At 63.6% G+C, this 18820-nt stretch carries 19 protein-coding genes; 3 read left to right on the top strand and 16 right to left on the bottom strand.

Features of this window, described 5'->3' with window-relative positions; genetic code table 11:
• Positions 1 to 10 precede the first annotated feature (10 nt).
• From HDG33_RS13755 to HDG33_RS13700, 12 genes are all read right to left on the bottom strand, one after another.
• Positions 11 to 1051: a MucB/RseB C-terminal domain-containing protein gene (locus HDG33_RS13755; protein ID WP_184028056.1), complete on the bottom strand. Its 1041-nt coding sequence runs from the start codon at positions 1049 to 1051 to the stop codon at positions 11 to 13.
• 4 nt (positions 1052 to 1055) lie between these two features.
• Positions 1056 to 1670 (bottom strand): sigma-E factor negative regulatory protein, encoded by a 615-nt coding sequence (locus tag HDG33_RS13750; RefSeq protein WP_184028053.1) that lies wholly within the window; start codon positions 1668 to 1670, stop codon positions 1056 to 1058.
• 93 nt (positions 1671 to 1763) lie between these two features.
• Positions 1764 to 2363, bottom strand: coding sequence for an RNA polymerase sigma factor RpoE (gene rpoE / locus HDG33_RS13745; protein ID WP_006051939.1), 600 nt, complete (start codon positions 2361 to 2363; stop codon positions 1764 to 1766).
• Between the two features lie 101 nt (positions 2364 to 2464).
• Positions 2465 to 2857, bottom strand: coding sequence for a hypothetical protein (locus tag HDG33_RS13740; protein WP_409259013.1), 393 nt, complete (start codon positions 2855 to 2857; stop codon positions 2465 to 2467).
• 122 nt (positions 2858 to 2979) lie between these two features.
• Positions 2980 to 4236 (bottom strand): beta-ketoacyl-ACP synthase II, encoded by a 1257-nt coding sequence (gene fabF, locus HDG33_RS13735; RefSeq protein ID WP_184028047.1) that lies wholly within the window; start codon positions 4234 to 4236, stop codon positions 2980 to 2982.
• A 256-nt stretch (positions 4237 to 4492) separates the two neighbouring features.
• The gene (acpP, locus tag HDG33_RS13730; protein ID WP_004197638.1) at positions 4493 to 4732 is read right to left on the bottom strand and encodes an acyl carrier protein; all 240 of its coding nucleotides are present in this window, start codon (positions 4730 to 4732) and stop codon (positions 4493 to 4495) included.
• 152 nt (positions 4733 to 4884) lie between these two features.
• Positions 4885 to 5634 (bottom strand): 3-oxoacyl-ACP reductase FabG, encoded by a 750-nt coding sequence (fabG, locus tag HDG33_RS13725; RefSeq protein WP_090801174.1) that lies wholly within the window; start codon positions 5632 to 5634, stop codon positions 4885 to 4887.
• A 114-nt stretch (positions 5635 to 5748) separates the two neighbouring features.
• Entirely contained in the window at positions 5749 to 6684 is a 936-nt protein-coding gene (gene fabD / locus HDG33_RS13720; RefSeq protein WP_184028027.1) for an ACP S-malonyltransferase, read from the bottom strand.
• Between the two features lie 105 nt (positions 6685 to 6789).
• Complete coding sequence (locus HDG33_RS13715) at positions 6790 to 7779, bottom strand: beta-ketoacyl-ACP synthase III (RefSeq protein WP_184028002.1); 990 nt, start codon at positions 7777 to 7779, stop codon at positions 6790 to 6792.
• Positions 7779 to 8885 carry a phosphate acyltransferase PlsX gene (gene plsX, locus HDG33_RS13710; RefSeq protein ID WP_090801179.1) on the bottom strand — a complete coding sequence of 369 codons (1107 nt, stop codon included), beginning with the start codon at positions 8883 to 8885 and terminating at the stop codon, positions 7779 to 7781. Before plsX ends, HDG33_RS13715 begins: the two co-directional genes overlap by 1 nt.
• A 123-nt stretch (positions 8886 to 9008) precedes the next feature.
• Positions 9009 to 9188, bottom strand: coding sequence for a 50S ribosomal protein L32 (gene rpmF / locus HDG33_RS13705; RefSeq protein WP_006401275.1), 180 nt, complete (start codon positions 9186 to 9188; stop codon positions 9009 to 9011).
• A 102-nt stretch (positions 9189 to 9290) separates the two neighbouring features.
• Positions 9291 to 9947, bottom strand: a complete 657-nt coding sequence (locus HDG33_RS13700) for a DUF177 domain-containing protein (RefSeq protein ID WP_184027997.1) — start codon at positions 9945 to 9947, stop codon at positions 9291 to 9293.
• A 308-nt stretch (positions 9948 to 10255) separates the two neighbouring features.
• Here HDG33_RS13700 and HDG33_RS13695 point away from each other — a divergent pair, with 308 nt between their 5' ends.
• Together HDG33_RS13695 and HDG33_RS13690 are read left to right on the top strand one after the other, a co-directional pair.
• The gene (locus tag HDG33_RS13695) at positions 10256 to 10873 is read left to right on the top strand and encodes a Maf-like protein (RefSeq protein ID WP_184027985.1); all 618 of its coding nucleotides are present in this window, start codon (positions 10256 to 10258) and stop codon (positions 10871 to 10873) included.
• Positions 10870 to 11589 carry an SAM-dependent methyltransferase gene (locus tag HDG33_RS13690; protein ID WP_184027982.1) on the top strand — a complete coding sequence of 240 codons (720 nt, stop codon included), beginning with the start codon at positions 10870 to 10872 and terminating at the stop codon, positions 11587 to 11589. Before HDG33_RS13695 ends, HDG33_RS13690 begins: the two co-directional genes overlap by 4 nt.
• Before the next feature lie 111 nt (positions 11590 to 11700).
• Here HDG33_RS13690 and HDG33_RS13685 read toward each other — a convergent pair whose 3' ends face one another.
• The 4 genes from HDG33_RS13685 to HDG33_RS13670 are packed head-to-tail and all read right to left on the bottom strand — an operon-like array spanning position 11701 to position 14845.
• Positions 11701 to 12702, bottom strand: a complete 1002-nt coding sequence (locus HDG33_RS13685; RefSeq protein WP_184028749.1) for a S49 family peptidase — start codon at positions 12700 to 12702, stop codon at positions 11701 to 11703.
• Between the two features lie 28 nt (positions 12703 to 12730).
• Positions 12731 to 13147, bottom strand: a complete 417-nt coding sequence (locus HDG33_RS13680; protein WP_184027979.1) for a Rieske 2Fe-2S domain-containing protein — start codon at positions 13145 to 13147, stop codon at positions 12731 to 12733.
• The gene (locus HDG33_RS13675; RefSeq protein WP_184027976.1) at positions 13144 to 13803 is read right to left on the bottom strand and encodes an HAD-IA family hydrolase; all 660 of its coding nucleotides are present in this window, start codon (positions 13801 to 13803) and stop codon (positions 13144 to 13146) included. The genes HDG33_RS13680 and HDG33_RS13675 overlap by 4 nt, the downstream gene beginning before the upstream one ends.
• Complete coding sequence (locus HDG33_RS13670) at positions 13796 to 14845, bottom strand: RluA family pseudouridine synthase (RefSeq protein WP_184027972.1); 1050 nt, start codon at positions 14843 to 14845, stop codon at positions 13796 to 13798. The genes HDG33_RS13675 and HDG33_RS13670 overlap by 8 nt, the downstream gene beginning before the upstream one ends.
• Positions 14846 to 15570: 725 nt before the next feature.
• Here HDG33_RS13670 and HDG33_RS13665 point away from each other — a divergent pair.
• A complete protein-coding gene (locus HDG33_RS13665; protein WP_184027959.1) occupies positions 15571 to 18816 on the top strand; it encodes an Rne/Rng family ribonuclease in 3246 nt (1081 codons plus the stop codon).
• Positions 18817 to 18820: the final 4 nt, after the last annotated feature.

The raw sequence follows: 18820 nt of genomic DNA, 5'->3' as shown, positions 1-18820 counted from the left end.
TTCGGAAGGGTTACTTCGGAGCTTTGTATTCTATGGCAGACGCGAACTGCTGCAATGTGGTTTGGGGCACTTCACCGAGCAGGGTAATCCAGAAGTCGCCCTGACGCTTGACCAGTACGTGCGTCGCGCCGCTATCGCCCGTGCCTTCCTTACGCGTATTTTTCTCGACGGGCTCGACGAACACCGAAATCGCTGCGAGGCCGTCGGAAAACACGGCCTGGTCGACCGGGATCGGAGGCTGCCCCGCCTCGCGCGACGCCATCGGACGACGCAACTGGCGGATCATATGGAAGCCCGGTACCGACGGCATGATGTGCCAACCCTGCGCGGCCATGTCGACCGGCTCGACTGGCGGACGCACTACCGTCCAGCCCGTGAGATTGCGGATACCGTTGACGATGCCCGTCTTGTCGACCGGCACGCCGATGCGGACCTGCGAAAACGACAACTGCTCGAGCACCTGACCGCTCGGGTCGAGCGTCTGCGCGCGCAACAGCAGACCGGACTTTTTGTCTGCCCACAGCTTGTATGCGAAGCGGTACGCGTCTTTCGGATCGAGTTCCATCACGAGGCTGTCGACGCCCGCGACGCGGTCGTCGTCAAGCATCTTCGGCTCGTAGACGGACAGCACCTGCTCGCCGTTCACCGACAGCAGCGCAGGGAATGAGTCCTTGTTCTGCCGTTTTTCGAAGACCACGATACGCCGCTCCGGCAAGAACGTGTACATGTCGTCGTTGTGACGCAGCATTTTGCGCGGCTTGCCGTCGAGGCTTTCGAGCTGCTCGAACTCGCCGTCCGTACGCGTGGAGTAATGTGCGATGCGCGACGTCTGCACGAAACTGCCGCGCTGATAGACGAACGCGCCCTCGTAGTTCTGCTGCTGGGCGGCCTGATGGATGCGATCGAGCAGTTCCGCGGCCGTGCGACGGGCGACGGCAGGATCGTCTTGTGCGAAGACCCGCGGCGTAGCGGACAACAACACGGCTGCGCAGAACAGAAATGCTGGCAACCGCCCCCAGATAGTCGTTTTATTGAACCGCGGAGTCTGCATCAAACTATTGGCCCTGCGTGGAGACTGAGGCAGCGCGAATCACCGGCATCGAGCCTGCCATCGCCGGTTGTTGCGCGAATTGCTGATGAGCTTCGAGGTACTGATCGAGGCTCGCGTCGCGAATGATGTTGGAGTCTTGCGCGGGCACCGAGGCCATGGCGACACGCTGCACCGCGTCGCCGTGCGATTGGAGCGAAGCGAGTTGGGCACCCGGTCCACCCGGCACGCCCTGCAGCTGCGGCACGACGATCCAGGTCAACGTAGCGGCCGCGGCAGCGACGGCAAGAGCCGGCACGACTCTCCGGCGCAGCCCGAGCAGGCGGCGCGCGACCGATGCAGACGCGGCGGCGGGCGCCAGCACATGCGGCTCGCTTTCAAGACGCGCGGCAAACCCGCTCAGAAAGGCACTGCTCCGTGCGGGGCTGACTGCCAGATCGTCGGAACGTAGCGCGTCGCCGATCAGGTGGTAGCTCGACCAGGCAGCGCGATCATCGCCGCCCAGCTCCGCAAGAAACTTGTCCAGATTCAGATGCTCTTCGCCGAACAACTCACCGTCGACGAAAGCGGACAGACGCTCGCCGTGCGAGCCTGCTTGCGATTGCATCGAGACCGACCCCATGATGCTCTCCATCTTCCAAATACCCCGTAGTGACACCACTAATCCAGATATTGCACCGCTGCCCCGCCAAGCCAGCTGGACGTTCGGAAACGTCTACCAACGCTTGCCTTCGGGTGTGTCAAGCAACGGTCGCAATTTTGCCGCAATGGCTTCGCGAGCGCGGAAAATTCGTGATCTGACTGTGCCAATCGGGCAACCCATCATCTCGGCGATTTCCTCGTAACTCAAACCCTCAATTTCTCGGAGAGTAATGGCGGTGCGCAATTCTTCCGGTAAAACCGCCATCGCAGCATTGACCGTCTCTGCGATCTGCTTGCTCATCAACATCGACTCAGGTGTGTTGATATCCCTTAGTTGGTCGGCATCGGAGAAAGTTTCAGCTTCTTCAGCATCCGCTTCGGTCGAGGTCGGCGCGCGCCGGCCCTGGGTGGCAAGGTAGTTCTTCGCGGTATTGACCGCAATCCGGTACAACCACGTATAAAACGCCGACTCGCCGCGAAACTGCGGCAACGCGCGATACGCCTTGATAAAAGCGTCTTGCGCGACGTCTTCGACTTCGGCGGGGTCCCGCACGAGACGCGAGATCAGCCGGAGAATCTTGCGGTGGTATTTGGAGACCAGAAGCTCGAACGCGGCCTTGTCGCCCTTCTGGACGCGCTCGACCAGCACCTGATCAATTTCTTTTTCGCTCACCTGATAAATCCGTTAACTATAGGGCGCATGGCGGGGGACCATTGTAGCGTCCCCCTCGTGAGGGCACGTTACTACGGTAACAGCGGTTACAGTCGTTACAGTCAGGCGCCGGCCGCACGTCGGCCCAGCACGGAAAGTTCGCGGAAAACAGTGGACGGCAGCGCGTCCGCGGCGAGCAGCAGGGAGCGCCTGCGACCCGTCGGTGCGCGCATGAGGCCGCGCCTTCGACCACCCTCGGGATCGAGCTCAAGCACCAGCAAACGGCCGCTCCACTGCGCGCAACCGACCATGCGGCCCCGCGCGAGCAACTCACCCGCGTGGTTCCAGGCGGAAATCTCGCCCATCGCGACATGCAGCGCGATGGCCTGCGCCGCGTCATGCCTCGCCGCGCAGAGCATGAGCAGTGCTGCGACGGCGAGCGTCAACGGAGCGGCCTGCCAAGCGCCCACTCGCGGCGCGAGACAGGTATAAACGGCTAACGTCGCAATCAGCACGAACGCTCCCACCGCGGCGCGCATTGCGATAGAGCGACGCAGCGTGATCCGCTGCGCTGCTCTACCCAACGTTGCCGGTGCGGGGGAAAGCGCCGGCGAAGCCGGCGTCGTGAACCGACGCGTCACCCGAGATCAGGCGATCCGGCGCGCTTGAACACCAGCGTGCCGTTCGTGCCGCCGAACCCGAACGAGTTCTTCAGCGCGACGTCGATCTTCATTTCCCGCGCGGTGTTCGCGCAGTAATCGAGATCACAGGCCGGGTCCTGGTTGAAAATATTGATGGTCGGAGGCGACACCTGGTGATGCACGGCGAGCACCGTGAACACCGACTCCAGACCGCCAGCGCCGCCCAGCAGGTGACCCGTCATCGACTTGGTCGAGTTGACGACCATGTTCTTCGCGTGGTCGCCGAACGCCCGCTTGATGCCGGTCGTTTCCGCCAGATCGCCGAGTGGCGTGGACGTGCCGTGCGCGTTCAGGTAGCTCACCTGATCGCCGTTGATGCCCGCGTTCTTCAGCGCTGCGAGCATGCAGCGGCGTGCGCCGTCACCGTCTTCGAGCGGCGCGGTCATGTGATACGCATCGCCGCTCATGCCGTAGCCGCCGATTTCCGCGTAGATCTTCGCGCCACGCGCCTTCGCGTGCTCGTATTCTTCGAGCACCATTACGCCGGCGCCTTCGCCCAGCACGAAGCCGTCGCGGTCCTTGTCCCACGGACGGCTCGCGGTAGCCGGATCGTCATTGCGTTGCGACAGCGCGCGAGCCGCGGCAAAGCCGCCGATACCGAGCGGCGACACGGTCGATTCCGCGCCGCCCGCGATCATCACGTCGGCGTCGCCATATTCGATCAGGCGCGAAGCCTCGCCGATGCAGTGCAGACCGGTCGTACACGCGGTAACGATCGACAGATTCGGACCCTTGATGCCGAACTTGATCGACAGGTGGCCGGAGATCATGTTGATGATCGAAGCCGGCACGAAGAATGGCGAAATGCGACGCGGGCCGCGATTGAGCAATTCGGTTTGGGTGATTTCGATCATCGGCAGACCGCCGATGCCCGAACCGACCACCACGCCAATGCGCTCCGAATTCTCGTCGGTGACTTCGAGGCCGCTGTCCTGCATCGCCTGGATGCCCGCAGCCACGCCGTAATGGATGAAGGTATCCATGTGGCGCGCTTCCTTACCGGGGATGTAGTCCTCGATATTGAAGCCCTTCACCTCGCCGGCGAAACGAGTCGAGAAGTTCGACGCATCGAACTTCGTGATATTGGCAATCCCAGACTTGCCGGCGACCAGATTGGCCCAGCCATCGGCAACATTATTGCCAACAGGCGAAATCAGCCCCAGGCCTGTAACAACAACACGACGGCGGCTCACGGTAACCCCTTTTTCATAGATGACAAAAAGCAAAAGCCACAGCGGCCACAGGAATCGCCCTGTGTGCCCTGTGGCTGTTTAAGTCGGCAATCGCGCGGAAAGTTGCGCTGTCAACATCGCTGGCTCCTGCGTGGTAAGCGGCGCGACGTATGGTGTGCCAATGGACACGCCCGATAGCGTCGACCCTGCTGGCGCCGGCAAGCGGCACGGCAGGGCGTCATGCGCGGCCCGTGCAGAAACGCAGGCGCGAATGACCTTAGGCCTTGACGTTTGCGCGAGCGTAGTCGATCGCTTGCTGAACGGTGGTGATCTTCTCGGCTTCTTCATCTGGAATTTCCATGCCGAATTCGTCTTCGAGGGCCATCACGAGTTCAACGGTGTCGAGCGAGTCGGCGCCGAGATCGTTCACGAACGACGCTTCGTTCTTGATTTCCGCTTCCGCAACGCCCAGTTGTTCCGCGACGATCTTCTTGACGCGCTGTTCGATATTGTCCATTACCCCTCCAAGGGAAAAGAAGTTCAAAAATACAGGTGCGCGCATTTTATCAGGTTTGACCCGGCAAAAAAGCGGCGCATCGGGTTCCTGTCAACGCATGCGCCTCGTGCTTTCCGCAAACGCATCAAGGCGCGGATAGTAACCGAAATTGGTTACTGCATATACATGCCGCCGTTCACGTGCAGCGTCGTGCCGGTGATGTAGCCCGCTTGCGGCGACGCGAGGAACGCGACCGCGTGCGCGATGTCTTCCGGGCTGCCGAGGCGGCCGAGCGGAATCTGCGTTTTCAGCGCGGTCTGCTGCTCTTCGGGCAGCGCCTTCGTCATGTCGGTATCAATGAAACCAGGTGCCACGCAATTGACCGTGATGCCGCGGCTGCCGATCTCACGCGCGAGTGCGCGCGTCATGCCCGCGACGCCGGCCTTCGCGGCCGCGTAGTTGATCTGCCCCGGGTTGCCGGCCGAGCCGACCACCGACGTGATATTGATGATCCGACCGCCCTTCGCTTTCATCATCGGGCGCAGCACCGCACGCGACAGACGGAACACCGACTTCAGGTTGGTGTCGACCACGGCGTCCCAGTCGTCGTCCTTCATGCGCATCGCCAGTTGATCCTGCGTGATGCCGGCGTTGTTCACCAGCACGTTCAGCGCGCCGAATTCCTTGACGGTGCCGTCGATCAGCGCTTCGGCCGCGGCCGCGTCGTTGACGTCGAGCACCGCGCCGCGGCCGTTCACGCCCGCCGCCTTGAACGCTTCGGTGATCGCCGTCGCGCCGCTTTCGCTCGTCGCGGTGCCGATCACCGTCGCGCCCTGACGCGCGAGTTCCATCGCGATCGCACGGCCGATGCCGCGCGATGCGCCCGTCACGATTGCGATCTGCTTGTCGAGAGTCTTTTCCATCTGTCAGTCCGGATGCCCTTCAAATAGGGCTCATTGATTCTTGTTGATTCGAATGTCGAGGGATGCCGCGCCAGCGCGGCATTGCTCTGTCGATACCCGTTCGCGAATGCGCGCTCAGTCTGCCGTCACGAGCTTCAGCGTTTCTTCGAGCGACGCCGGATCGAACACCGACGCGCCGACGAGATTGCCGTCGATGCGCCTGGTCAAACCCGCAAGGACCTTGCCCGGGCCGCATTCGATCACGTGCGTGACGCCCTGCGCTGCCATTGCCTGTACGCATTCGACCCAGCGCACCGCACCAGCTGCCTGGCGCACGAGTGCGTCCTTGATTTTGGCCGGCTCGTTGACCACGGCGACGTCAACGTTGTTGATGACGGGAATCGACGGCACCTGCACGTCGATGCTCGCGAGGTATTCGCGCAATTGATCCGACGCCGGCTTGAGCAGCGACGAGTGGAACGGCGCCGACACCGGCAGCGGTAGCGCGCGCTTCGCGCCCTTCGCCTTCGCGACTTCGCAGGCTTTCTCGACCGCGGCTTTGTGGCCCGCGATCACGACTTGCGCCGGCGCATTGAAATTGACCGCTTCGACGACGCCCGCCGCCGACGCTTCCGCGCAGACCGCGCGCACCGTGTCGTCGTCGAGGCCGAGAATCGCGGCCATGCCGCCTTCGCCCACCGGTACCGCGGTTTGCATCGCCTGCGCACGGAAACGCACGAGCGGCACCGCGTCGCGGAACGCAAGCGCGCCGGCCGCGACGAGCGCCGTGTATTCGCCAAGGCTATGGCCGGCGACGAGCGCCGGCGCCGGGCCGCCCGCCTGCTGCCACGCGCGATAGATAGCGTAGGCCGCGGTCAGCATGACCGGCTGGGTATTGGTGGTGAGATTGAGATCTTCGGCGGGGCCTTCGGCGATCAGCTTGCCGAGGTCCTGGTTGAGTGCGTCGGAGGCTTCCTGAACCGTCTCACGCACGATCGCGTAATCGGCCAATGCGTTGAGCATGCCGACCGCCTGCGAACCCTGCCCCGGAAAAACGAACGCGAATTTCATATCGTCCCCAAAATCTGTTTAATCGGATGTGGCTGCCAGATGGCGCGCGGTGTTATTCCGGCCGCACGGGCGCCGCCAGCGACGCCCCGGAATGCGTCGTCCCGCTCAGTAGCGGATGACCGACGCGCCCCACGTGAAGCCGCCGCCGACGCCTTCGATCAGCACGTTATGGCCGCGCTTGATGCGGCCGTCGCGCACCGCGACGTCGAGTGCAAGCGGAATGGACGCCGCCGACGTATTGCCGTGCTCGCCCACCGTGACGACCATGCGCTCCTGCGGCAGGCCGAGCTTGCGGCAGGTGCTTTGCATGATGCGGATGTTGGCCTGATGCGGAATCAGCCAGTCGATCTGCTCGGGCTTCAGATCGGCTTTTTCCAATGCTTCGATCGCGACCTTCTCGAGCACGTTGACGGCAAGCTTGAACACCGCCTGACCGTCCATGTGCAGGAAGGCGCTGCCGGCGACCACGCCGCCATTCACGTTGCCCGGCGTGCACAGAATGTTCGAATGGCTGCCGTCCGCGTGCAGCGCGCTCGAAAGCACGCCCGGTGCGTCGGACGCTTGCAGGATCACTGCGCCGGCGCCGTCGCCGAACAGCACGCAGGTGGTGCGGTCGTTGAAATCGAGAATGCGCGAGAAAGTTTCGGCGCCGACCACGAGCGCCGTGCGATGCTGGCCGCTGCGAATCAGGGCGTCCACCGTCGCCACCGCATAGGCGAAGCCGGAGCAGACCGCCTGTATGTCGAACGCGGCACCGTGATTCTTGATCCTGAGCTTGTTCTGCAGCAGGCAGGCGGTGCTCGGGAACACGAAGTCCGGCGTGGAGGTGGCGACGACGATCAGGTCGATGGACTGCGGATCGATGTCCGCCGCTTCGATCGCTCGCTGCGAGGCAATCAACGCGAGGTCGCTGGTCGTGACGTCCGGCTCGGCGAAGTGACGCGCATGGATGCCCGTGCGCGCGACGATCCATTCGTCGCTCGTTTCAACGCCTTGCCTGGCGAGACGCTCAGCCAGATCCTGATTGGTGACGCGGTTGGGCGGCAGACAGCTGCCGGTGCCCAGCACGCGGGAGTAGATTGTGGATTGAGCCATTATGCCTTCGAGGATTGCGCAGCGTAGGGCTCGGCCGGCTGGCCTGCGATCGGGCTTGCGTGACCCGCACCGCTTGCGTCGCGCGCCGCCTGTTCGAGAGAACTCGCGTTCTCTTCCATCGCTCGCGCAAGGCGCTCCAGCACGCCGTTTTTGACGGCATCATACCCGCGTTTGATAGCCCACTCAAACGCGTAGGCATCGGCTGAACCGTGGCTTTTGATCACGAGACCGCGCAAGCCGAGCAGCGCGGCGCCGTTGTATTGCCGATGATCGACGCGTTTCTTGAAGCGCATCAATACCGGCAGCGCGAGCACCGCCATCACCTTGGTCAGCCACGAACGGCCGAACTCTTCCTTGATGATGTTGGACAGCATCTGCGCGAGACCTTCCGACGTCTTCAGCGCGACATTGCCGACAAAGCCATCGCAGACGATCACGTCGACGGTGCCCTTGTAGATGTCGTCGCCTTCGACATTGCCATGAAAGTTGAGTGTACTCGCACGCAGCAGTTCGCCGGCGCGCTTGATGATGTCGTTGCCCTTGATGACTTCTTCGCCGATGTTGAGCAGGCCGATGGTGGGCCGCTCTTTTCCTTCGAGCGCGGACACGAGCGCGTGCCCCATCTCGGCGAACTGCAGCAGATGCTGCGGCTCGCAGTCGACGTTGGCGCCCAGGTCGAGCATCATCGTATAGCCGGTGGGATTAGGCAGGGCAAACGCGATGGCCGGGCGTTCGATGCCCGACAGCGTTTTCAGCACATAGCGCGAGACCGCCATCAACGCGCCGGTATTGCCGGCGGAAATGCAGGCTTGCGCCTCGCCTTCCTTGACGCGGTTCAGCGCCACGCGCATCGACGAATCTTTTTTCTTGCGCAGCGCGACCTCGACCGGGTCGTCCATCGCGACGACCTCGGTAGCAGGTACGACGGTCAGCGCCGGCAGATCCTGAGCCTTGAGCTTCTTCAGCTGCGCACGAATCGCACTTTCAATGCCGACGAGCAGCAACTGCGCGTCGGGATGCGAACGAACGAAGTTGACGGCAGCGGGAACGGTCACGGACGGGCCGTGGTCGCCTCCCATGCAATCTATCGTGAGCTTTACTGTCATGGAGTGCGACGAATTTCAGACACAAAAAAGCGGCAGTTGAATGCCGCCTTTTTGCCGAACCGGGAAAATGTCAAGCGAGCCGATCGCTACGCGAAACGCCACAGGGCGCATCGCAGTCAACGATTAGTCGTTCTTCGTCTTGACGACTTTCTTGCCGCGATAGTAGCCGTTCGGGCTAATGTGGTGACGTAGATGCACTTCGCCCGTGCTCGGCTCGACGGCCAGCGGCGCTGCCGTCAGGAAATCGTGCGAACGGTGCATGCCGCGCTTCGACGGCGACTTCTTGTTTTGTTGAACTGCCATGACTAAAACTCCAAAAAATTTTCCGAATTCTAACACAGCCCGACACGGACTTAACCACTGGCCGAATGGCCAATGCGCCCGCATCGCGCCCCCTGCAACTGTTTAGCGCTTCTTGCCGCCCGGTTCGTCGCGTTTCAGACTTTCGAGCGCCGCGAACGGATTGCGCCGCTCGCTGGACTGGTCCGGCTTGCTGGCATCGCCAGATTCTTTCTGCGCGGCTTCGTCGCCCTCGCCTTCGCTACCGTCCGTGCCCGAGACAAGGCTCTCGTGCACTTCGGGACAGACCTCGTGTTTGGGCACGAGCGGCAAGGAAAGCAGCAACTCTTCTTCGATCAAGTCGATGAGATCGAACTGGCGCGAGCCGACGACCACCTCGACTTCATCCTCGTCCAGCGGAAACTCTTCGGCTTCCGCCTCCGTATTGACGATCCGGTAAGTTGCATCGACGTTGAACGCCTGCGAATACGGCGTCAAGCACCGCTGGCATTCGAGCCACGCGGCACCGTGAATCGCCAGCCGCAGATAAGGCTGGGAACCTTCGGTGCCATCGTCCTGCAATTCCGGCTGCATCGTCCCTTCGGCCTGCCATGTGAACGCGGTGTCGCGATCTGGCGCTTCCGCCGGGACTTCGTTTAACATGCGCGGCAGTTGCGAGACGCGCACGACACCCGCGGCCTGACGCCCGCTCCGCGAAAATTCGAACAGATCGAGTTCATGCGGGTCGGACAGACCTGCAGGTTTGCCAGGATGTTGAGTCATGTGCGCTCCTGCGTCGGCAAGCATGTTGCCGGGGTGATTCGCGAAGGATGATCAGATCCGCCGCGAAGATAATCCGGTGTGCGGGGCAGTCAGTGCGGCCCGCGGCCGTTGCGTTCACCCTGCCGGGCTTTCTTCAACCTTCCGACTGCCGAAAGCCACTGAACGCGCCGAGACCCTTCAAGTGCAAGCATATCGTGAAAAGCCCGAAATCATATCCGTTTTGCCTTTTCGAGTCAAACACTTAAGCCCGTACGTACGGGAGCCTCGCGCGACCACGTACGACCCGCCGCTCCCGTTGCCCGCAAACTATGCCTGAATCCTCCAAACGCCCGCCACGCCTGATTCTGGCGTCGAGTTCGCGGTATCGCCGCGAGTTGCTCGAACGCCTGCGCGTGCCGTTCGACGTCGTCGTGCCTGCGATCGACGAAACCCCGCTCGCCGCCGAAACACCCGAAGCCACTGCGCTGCGCCTCGCCGAAGCCAAAGCGCGTGCGGTCGCCCAAGGCCTCGCCGCCGACGAACACGCGCTCGTGATCGGCTCCGACCAGGTCGCCACCTACGACGGCCTGCAGATCGGCAAACCCGGCACGCACGACAGGGCGCTCGCGCAATTGCAGGCGATGCGCGGCCGCGACGTGTTGTTCCACAGCGCGCTGTGTCTGTTCGACAGCGCGACAGACAGCGCGCAAACGATCGACGTGATCACCCGCGTGCGCTTTCGCGATCTGCCGGACGCGGCGCTCGACGCCTACCTGCACGCTGAAACACCGTACGACGTGGCCGGCAGCGCCAAATCCGAAGGGCTTGGCATCGCGCTGCTGGAGGCCATCCATTCCGACGACCCGACCGCGCTCGTCGGCCTGCCGCTTATCGCGCTGTCGCACATGCTGCTCGCGGCCAACTACCCGCTTTTGGGGGCCCGATGACCGGTACGCTCTATCTCATTCCCAACACGCTCGGCGAAGGCGACGCAAGCGCGCTCGATCTGGTACTGCCCGCGCCCGTACGCGCCCGCGCGGCGTTGCTGCACTATTACATTGGCGAAAACGCCAAAACCACGCGCGCGTTCCTGAAGAAAGTCGGCCCCGATCGGCCGATTCAAGAAATCGAGATTCGCGAACTGAACGTCAATACGCCGGCCGGCGAAATCGACAAGCTGCTCGCGCCGCTGCTGTCGGGCACCGATGCGGGCCTCGTCTCCGAGGCTGGCTGCCCTGCAGTCGCGGACCCGGGCGCGCTGCTGGTGCGACGCGCGCACGAGCGCGGCGTAAAGGTTGTGCCGCTGGTCGGGCCGAGTTCGATTCTGCTCGCGCTGATGGCATCGGGGCTGAACGGCCAAAGCTTCGCGTTTCACGGCTACCTGCCCGTCGACGTCACCGAGCGCGCCAAACGTCTGCGCGATCTCGAGCAGCAGTCGCGCAAGAGCAAGCAAACGCAGATCTTCATCGAAACGCCGTACCGGAATCGCGCGCTGCTCGATACCTTGCTCGCGACCTGCGCGCCGTCGACGCTGGTCTGCGTGGCGGTCGATCTGACGCTGCCGAGCGAAGTGATCGCAAGCCGGAGCGTCGCCGACTGGAAAAAGAAGGCGGAGATCGACCTGCATAAGCGGCCGGCGATTTTTCTGATTCTGGCGGCCTGAACGTAGGCGCCGGCCAGGCAGTTGAGGGCGACCTGGGCCCGAAACTCACAACGCAAAGTCCGCGCGATCGGCCGAAACCGACCGCGCGGGCGTCTTTTTAAAACTGTGGATTCAACGCAGATTCATTTTCGCGCCGAGCGCCATCGCCCGAACCGCGCCGGCGCCGACGGCCGCACCGAATTTGCGGGCAACGCGATCCGTAATGCTCTCTTTCACCGTGTAATCGATGATATCCGGCGCCTTGAAGATCTCACGCGCGACGTAATCTGCATCGCCAAAACCGTCCGCGAGTCCAAGTTCGACGCTCTTCTGCCCCGTCCAGAATAGACCCGAGAACATGTCCGATGTCTCGTGCAGACGCTTGCCGCGCCCTTGACGCACCGCTTCGATGAACTGCGCGTGGATCTGATCGAGCATAACCTGCGCATGTTCGTCCATCTTCGGCGTTTCGGGCGAAAACGGATCAAAAAAGCCTTTGTTCTCACCCGATGTGTGCAGTCGGCGCTGAATCCCCAACTTGTCCATCAGGCCGGTGAAACCAAAGCTGTCCATCAGCACGCCGATCGAACCGACGATACTCGCCTTGTCGACATAGATCTTCTCCGCCGCCGCGGCCGCGTAGTAGCCGCCGGACGCGCACATGTCGCCGACCACGACATACAGCGGAATAGACGGATATTTGCCGCGCAATCGCCGAACTTCGCTGTTGATAATGCCCGCTTGCACTGGACTGCCGCCCGGGCTGTTGCAATAAAGAATCACGCCGGCTGTATCGGAATCCTCAAACGCGGAATCGAGTGCAGTGTTGATATCTTCGGCGTTCGCACTCGCATCCGTTGCGATCTCGCCATCAAGCGAAACCATTGCCGTATGACGGCCAGTCGTGGCGACCCGCTCGCCCGAGACGTTCAGCGCACCCCATACCGCCAGTGCGAGCACTGCGAGGAACAGGAAGCGGAAGAAAATCCGCCAACGTCGCGAGGCGCGTTGCTCGTTGATCGCGGCCAGCGCGATGCGCTCGAGCGCGGCCCTTTCCCAGCCGGGCTGGTCGGCGGGTGCACGGGAGCCGCCTCCCGAGGCAGGGTCCTTTTCGGGGGTCAAATTGTCGGACATGCGGGCAGTGGAAAAAAGGAAGAGGAAATCAGCGCGTGACCGGCAGCAAATCGCTGTCAGGCAGCCAGAATACCGCACGGCCCTCGAGCGTATCGCGTTCCTCGACCTGCACGGGACGCAATCTGCCCCCGCGACACGGACCACCGACGCATTTGCCAGTATCCGGCGCGTAAATCGCGCCATGTGTCGCGCACATCAAGTATAAGCCGGACGATTCGAAGAACTGTCCTTCCTGCCAGTCGAGCTCCATCGGCACATGAGCGCAACGGTTCAAATAGCCGTAGGCGCAGCCATCATAGCGGACGAAAAATACCACGGCATCCTGCCCGCCGAGCCGCGCGTCGTGCCGGATGCCGTCGCCACCGTCGACCAGCTCGTCGGCCGCGCAAATGCGCACTGCCTGCGCAGCCGCGGCAGTAGCGGTATCCACGCCGTCGGCGCTCATGCGTTCTCCCGCAGCCAACCGGACAGATCGCTGATGCTCGACGCCACGAACTTCGGCGACATCGCATTCAGCGAATTCGCCGGATGCGCGCCATAAGTCACGCCAATGCCCGCCACGCCAGCGTTGAGCGCCATTTGCAGATCGTGTGTCGTATCGCCGATCATGACCGTGCGCGCCGTATCCTGCCCCAATTCGCGGGTGAGCTCGTGCAGCATGGCCGGATGCGGTTTCGAGAAGGTTTCGTCAGCGCAGCGCGTGCCGTCGAACAGGCTCGTCAGGCGCGCCTGGTCAAGCGCGCGATTGAGCCCGACGCGGCTCTTGCCGGTCGCGACCGCGAGCAGATAGCCGACGTCGCGCAACTCCTGGAGCATCTCGCGCACGCCGGGGAACAGCTCGGTAGTCTGGTCTTTTACAAGAAAATGAAAGCGGTAACGCTCAGAAAGCCGCGGGTAGTCGGCCGGATCGAGCGTCGGCGCGGCAATCTGCAGCGCGTCGCGCAGGCCGAGCCCGATGACGTAGCTCGCGGCTTCGTCCGCGGGAACCGGCAGGCGGAGATCGCGGCACGCCGCCTGGATGCTGCGCGTGATATGCGCGGTGGAATCCATCAGCGTGCCATCCCAGTCAAACACGATCAGATCGAATTGCTCTCTAGCCATGCAAGGTCGTCTCCGGGTTGAACCCAGTGCGTAGTTCGTTGAGTTGTTCTATAAAGCCGCGGCAGTCGGCAGGCAGCGGTGCCTCCAGCTGCAGCGGCGCGCCCGTCGCAGGATGCGTGAGCTTGAGCCGGTAAGCGTGCAGAAACATCCGCTTGATGCCGGGCTTCGCGTTGGCGCGCGCAAGCGCCTTGTTCAGCGCGAAATCGCCATATTTGGCGTCACCGACGATCGGTAGTGCCAGATGCTGCAGATGCACGCGAATCTGGTGCGTACGCCCCGTCTTCAGTTCCGCCTCAAGCAGCGCATATTCCGGCCAGCGCTCGACCAGATTGAAGATCGTGTGCGAAGCGAGGCCATCGGCCTGCACGCGCACGCGGCGCTCGCCGTCGGCGGTCAGGTACTTGTGAAGTGGCTCCTTTACCGCGCGGCGGCGACCCCAGTCGCTCGCCCATTCGCCGTGCACGCACGCGTAGTAGCGCTTGTCCATCCGGTTATCGCGAATCTGCTCGTGCAGATTGACGAGCGCCGCGCGCTTCTTCGCGAGCATCAGGATGCCCGAGGTCTCTCGATCCAGTCGATGCACGAGTTCCAGGAATTTCGCCTGCGGCCGCGCCTCGCGCATCTGCTCGATCACACCGAACGCGACACCGCTGCCTCCGTGGACCGCAACGCCGGCCGGCTTGTCGATCACGAGCAGATGCTCGTCTTCGAACAGGATGTGAAAGCCCGGCGCGGGCACGGGCACGCGGGCTGCGGCCTGATTCGGCTGCGCGACGCGGATCGGCGGCACACGCACCAGATCGCCCAGTTCGAGCCGGTACTGCGCGTCGATCCGGCCCTTGTTCACGCGCACTTCGCCGCTGCGCAGGATGCGATAAATATGGCTTTTCGGCACGCCCTTGCAGACGCGCAGCAGGAAATTGTCGATGCGCTGGCCAGCCGAGCGGTCGTCGATTTCGATCAGCGAAACCTGGTCGCTTGAAACCGAGTCTTCGACCGCGCCTGCAACCGATCTCTGGGATGTTTTGCCTAACTCTTTCATTCTGAATATAATTTGCCCAGCAGTCCGCGACGGCCGGCGCAGTGTCCGGAATGCGGCGGATTGCGCGAGCGCAAGCGATAAACCGTTATTTTACTTGCGCCGGGGTCTGGTTGCTCACCCTGAAAATGAGATGCAACAAGTTGCACGCACGAAGTCAGCACCCGGCAGGGACGGCGCCCGCAGGCGCGTTCGGTCAAGGTCGGCTTCGACGGTAACGGAATTTTGGTAAAAAAGAATTTAGCTTTCAGCTTCGTGATCCGGGTGGTATGACGCCCAGCTGGACGAAGCTGCAAGTCGCGAAAATACGGCGTGCGCCCAAGGCGTCTTGTAGAAAGTACAAGACATGGCGACGTCAAAAGAAGGCGAGACACCCCCAGCAGGAAAAGACGCGCCGCCTGCGCGAACTTCCCGTTGCGGCATGACCGCGGACTTCGGCCCTTTGCTCGCGCGCCCATTTGGCGCGCCGGCTTCAGAGGGCGAAGACTTATGAAGGTCTGCTGGCTAAACGCGGCGTGTCAGGCCATGATTTGAAGCCGTGTTCGCATGTGCCCTGCGGCACCGTGCCCTTTTTTTATCGGGCTGGGCCCTCTCAGGCAATTCTCCCGCCATCTTTCCCGCTCCAGCGTGTTTGTGAAAACACAATAAGACGCGGCACGCCTACTCTCCCCGCTCTCGCGACTGACAACCGCGCAGCTGGGCCGGCGAGGCCGCTCTGGAGCCGTTCAATGAAACGAATGTTGTTCAACGCGACGCAGCAGGAAGAGCTGCGCGTCGCCATCGTCGATGGGCAAAAACTCATCGACATCGATATCGAAACCGCCGGTCGCGAACAGCGCAAAGGCAATATTTACAAGGGCATCATCACGCGCATCGAGCCGTCGCTCGAGGCCTGCTTCGTCAACTACGGCGAAGACCGTCACGGCTTCCTGCCGTTCAAGGAAGTCGCCCGCCAGTACTTCCGCGACGGCGTCGACATGCGTTCCGCACGCATCCAGGACGCACTGAAGGAAGGTCAGGAACTGATCGTCCAGGTCGAAAAGGAAGAACGCGGCAACAAGGGCGCAGCCCTGACCACGTTCATCTCGCTCGCCGGCCGCTATCTGGTGCTGATGCCGAACAACCCACGCGGCGGCGGCGTGTCGCGCCGGATCGAAGGCGACGACCGTCAGGAACTGCGCGAAACCATGGCGCAGCTGCAACTGCCGGAAGGCATGAGCATCATCGCGCGCACAGCCGGCATCGGCCGCAGCGCAGAAGAGCTGCAGTGGGACCTGAACTACCTGATGCAGCTGTGGCGCGCAATCGAAGCCGCGTCGCAAAGTGGCACGGCCGGCCAGCCGATGCTGATCTATCTCGAATCGAGCCTCGTGATCCGCGCGATTCGCGACTACTTCCAGCCCGATATCGGCGAAATCCTGATCGACACGACCGAAATCCATGACCAGGCCCGCGCCTTCATGGACATCGTGATGCCGGACAACGTCGGCAAGGTAAAGCGCTACCACGACGACGTGCCGCTCTTCTCGCGCTTCCAGATCGAGCACCAGATCGAAACCGCGTACTCGCGCACCGTGCCGCTGCCGTCGGGCGGCGCGATCGTCATCGACCACACCGAAGCGCTCGTCGCGATCGACGTGAACTCGGCGCGCGCCACCAAAGGCGCGGACATCGAGGAAACGGCCGCGCGCACGAACCTCGAAGCCGCCGACGAAGTCGCTCGCCAGCTGCGTCTGCGCGACCTGGGCGGCCTGATCGTGATCGACTTCATCGACATGGAATCGGCCAAGAGCCAGCGCGAAGTCGAACAGCGCCTGAAAGACGCGCTGAAGCACGACCGCGCCCGCGTCCAGATGGGCAAGATCTCGCGCTTCGGCCTCATGGAGCTGTCGCGTCAGCGTCTGCGTCCGGCGCTGTCGGAAGGCAGCCACGTCACGTGTCCGCGCTGTAACGGCACGGGCCACATCCGCGATACCGAATCGTCCGCGCTGCAAGTGCTGCGGATCATTCAGGAAGAAGCGATGAAGGAAAACACCGCGGCGATCCACTGCCAGGTGCCGGTCGAAGTGACCGCCTTCCTGTTGAACGAGAAGCGCGCCGAAATCAACAAGATCGAGTCGCGTTTCAAGGTCAACGTCGTGCTGATCCCGAACAAGCACCTCGACACGCCGCACTACAAGCTCGAGCGTCTGCGTCACGACGACGCGCGCCTCGACGAGCCGCGCGCATCGTGGAAGATGGCCGAAGAAGCGGCCCGCGAACTCGAATCGGAAACCGGCTACAGCAAGCGCGCTGAGGAAGTGAAGCCGAAGCAGGAAGCGGCGGTCAAGGGCATCACGCCCGAGAAGCCGGCTCCGAGCGCGCCGGCCCGCCCGGCGGCCATCCCCGCTCCGGTCGCGGTGACGCCGGCCAGTGGCGGCTTCATCGGCTGGCTGAAGAATCTGTTCGGCATGCAGCCGGCTGCTCCGGCGCCCGCCGCGCCGGCCACCACCGACAAGCAGGCTCGTCCGCAACGCGGCGAGCGCACCGAGCGCGGTGAGCGCACGGGCGAGCGCGGCGGGGATCGCAACCGCAATCGCCGTGGCGGCGCAGGCGGTCGCGACGCGGCAGCGCGTGGCGAAGGCGTGACCGGCGGCCGTCAGGCGCAAGGTCAGCAGCCGTCGCCGCGTCGCGAGGAACGCGAAGGCCGCGAGGCACGCGAGGGCCGCGAACCGCGCGCGCCGCGTGAGCAACGCGAACCGCGTGAGGCCCGTGAAGGCCGTGAACTGCGTGAGGCTCGCGAGCCGCGTGAAGCGCGCGAGCAGCGTGAACCGCGCGAGGCTCGCGAACGCGACACCCGCGGCGCCGAGCGCGCGGAAGCCGTCGAAGGCACGGCACGCGGTGAGCGTCGCGAGCGTGGCGAGCGCGCTGAACGCGTCGAGCGTGGCGAGCGTCGCAAGCCGCAGGCGGAAGCCGCCTCGGCGCTGACGCAAACCGACACGCAAGCTGCCGACGAACTGGCGCGCAACCGCGCCGCAGCGGGTGAAAACGGCGTGCCGGTCGATCAGGAAACAGTCGCACGTGACGGCGAAGAGCGTCGTCGTCGCCGCCGCGGCCGTCGTGGTGGTCGTCGCGAGCGTGAAGAGGACGTGGATGGCAATCTCGCGGCGGATGTCGCGGAAGCCGAAGGCGACAACGTTGCCGCCAGCGACGAAGCGCCGGTGCGCACCCAGCAGCCGGTCGAGCACACGCCTGCAGCCAGCGAAGCGAAGGAAGTGACCCCGGTCGAAGTGGTGGTCGCCGCTGTCGCAACGGAAAGCGCCGTCGTGGCCGAACTGCATGCGGCAGCCGAAACGCCGGCTCTCGCCGCGGAAAATGCCGCGAAGACCGAAAAGGTCGTGCCGGTCGAAGAGGCCCCGGCGGCGTCGATCGAACCCGTGGCGGCGGAGCCGGCTATCGAAGCGCCAGCGCAGGCAGAGCAAGCCGCGTCGGCCGCGAGCGAACCGGTTACGCCGGCCGCTTCGGTCGAACCCGCCGCGCATGCCGAGTCCCCGGCAGTCGAGCCGGCCCTGGAAGTGCAGCCGACCGTCCCGACCGAACCGCGAGCCGTCCCGGCTGCGCTCGACACCGCGGCTCCGGCCACGATCGTCGAGGCACCGGCAGCCGTGCCGGCACCGCAGGCCGAAATCGTCGAGCCGCAACCGGTCGTCGCAACGGAACCGGCCGTGGTCGAACCGGCGCCCGTCGCTGCGGCCCCGCAGCCGGCCCCCGTCCGCAGCGCAGCCCCCGCCGCCGCATCGGCCGACGCCTTGCAGCCGATCCTCGAGCAGGCTGGCCTGATCTGGGTGAACACCGACGCCGACAAGCTGCGTGCCGCGCAGGAAGCGGCGGCGCAGACGGTCAAGCCGCCGCGCGCGATCCGTGAGCGCAAGGCGCTGCCGCCAGACGACCACACGCCGATGCAACAGGTCGAAACGATCAAGCATCCGCAGTAAGCCG

It is taken from the genome of Paraburkholderia sp. Cpub6 (assembly GCF_014201065.1).
GTDB lineage: Bacteria > Pseudomonadota > Gammaproteobacteria > Burkholderiales > Burkholderiaceae > Paraburkholderia > Paraburkholderia tuberum.
The sequence above is the reverse complement of the archived record's forward strand: the minus strand, read 5'-3'. Positions and strand labels throughout refer to the sequence as shown.

Coding starts and splice junctions, on each gene's coding strand:
- plsX (WP_090801179.1), bottom strand. CDS start 8,885: ATGACAGTAAAGCTCACGATAGATTGCATGGGAGGCGACCACGGCCCG.
- HDG33_RS13700 (WP_184027997.1), bottom strand. CDS start 9,947: ATGACTCAACATCCTGGCAAACCTGCAGGTCTGTCCGACCCGCATGAA.
- fabG (WP_090801174.1), bottom strand. CDS start 5,634: ATGGAAAAGACTCTCGACAAGCAGATCGCAATCGTGACGGGCGCATCG.
- HDG33_RS13670 (WP_184027972.1), bottom strand. CDS start 14,845: ATGAAAGAGTTAGGCAAAACATCCCAGAGATCGGTTGCAGGCGCGGTC.
- HDG33_RS13690 (WP_184027982.1), top strand. CDS start 10,870: ATGACCGGTACGCTCTATCTCATTCCCAACACGCTCGGCGAAGGCGAC.
- acpP (WP_004197638.1), bottom strand. CDS start 4,732: ATGGACAATATCGAACAGCGCGTCAAGAAGATCGTCGCGGAACAACTG.
- HDG33_RS13680 (WP_184027979.1), bottom strand. CDS start 13,147: ATGAGCGCCGACGGCGTGGATACCGCTACTGCCGCGGCTGCGCAGGCA.
- HDG33_RS13755 (WP_184028056.1), bottom strand. CDS start 1,051: ATGCAGACTCCGCGGTTCAATAAAACGACTATCTGGGGGCGGTTGCCA.
- HDG33_RS13675 (WP_184027976.1), bottom strand. CDS start 13,803: ATGGCTAGAGAGCAATTCGATCTGATCGTGTTTGACTGGGATGGCACG.
- HDG33_RS13715 (WP_184028002.1), bottom strand. CDS start 7,779: ATGGCTCAATCCACAATCTACTCCCGCGTGCTGGGCACCGGCAGCTGT.
- fabD (WP_184028027.1), bottom strand. CDS start 6,684: ATGAAATTCGCGTTCGTTTTTCCGGGGCAGGGTTCGCAGGCGGTCGGC.
- HDG33_RS13685 (WP_184028749.1), bottom strand. CDS start 12,702: ATGTCCGACAATTTGACCCCCGAAAAGGACCCTGCCTCGGGAGGCGGC.
- HDG33_RS13695 (WP_184027985.1), top strand. CDS start 10,256: ATGCCTGAATCCTCCAAACGCCCGCCACGCCTGATTCTGGCGTCGAGT.
- HDG33_RS13665 (WP_184027959.1), top strand. CDS start 15,571: ATGAAACGAATGTTGTTCAACGCGACGCAGCAGGAAGAGCTGCGCGTC.
- rpmF (WP_006401275.1), bottom strand. CDS start 9,188: ATGGCAGTTCAACAAAACAAGAAGTCGCCGTCGAAGCGCGGCATGCAC.
- HDG33_RS13750 (WP_184028053.1), bottom strand. CDS start 1,670: ATGGGGTCGGTCTCGATGCAATCGCAAGCAGGCTCGCACGGCGAGCGT.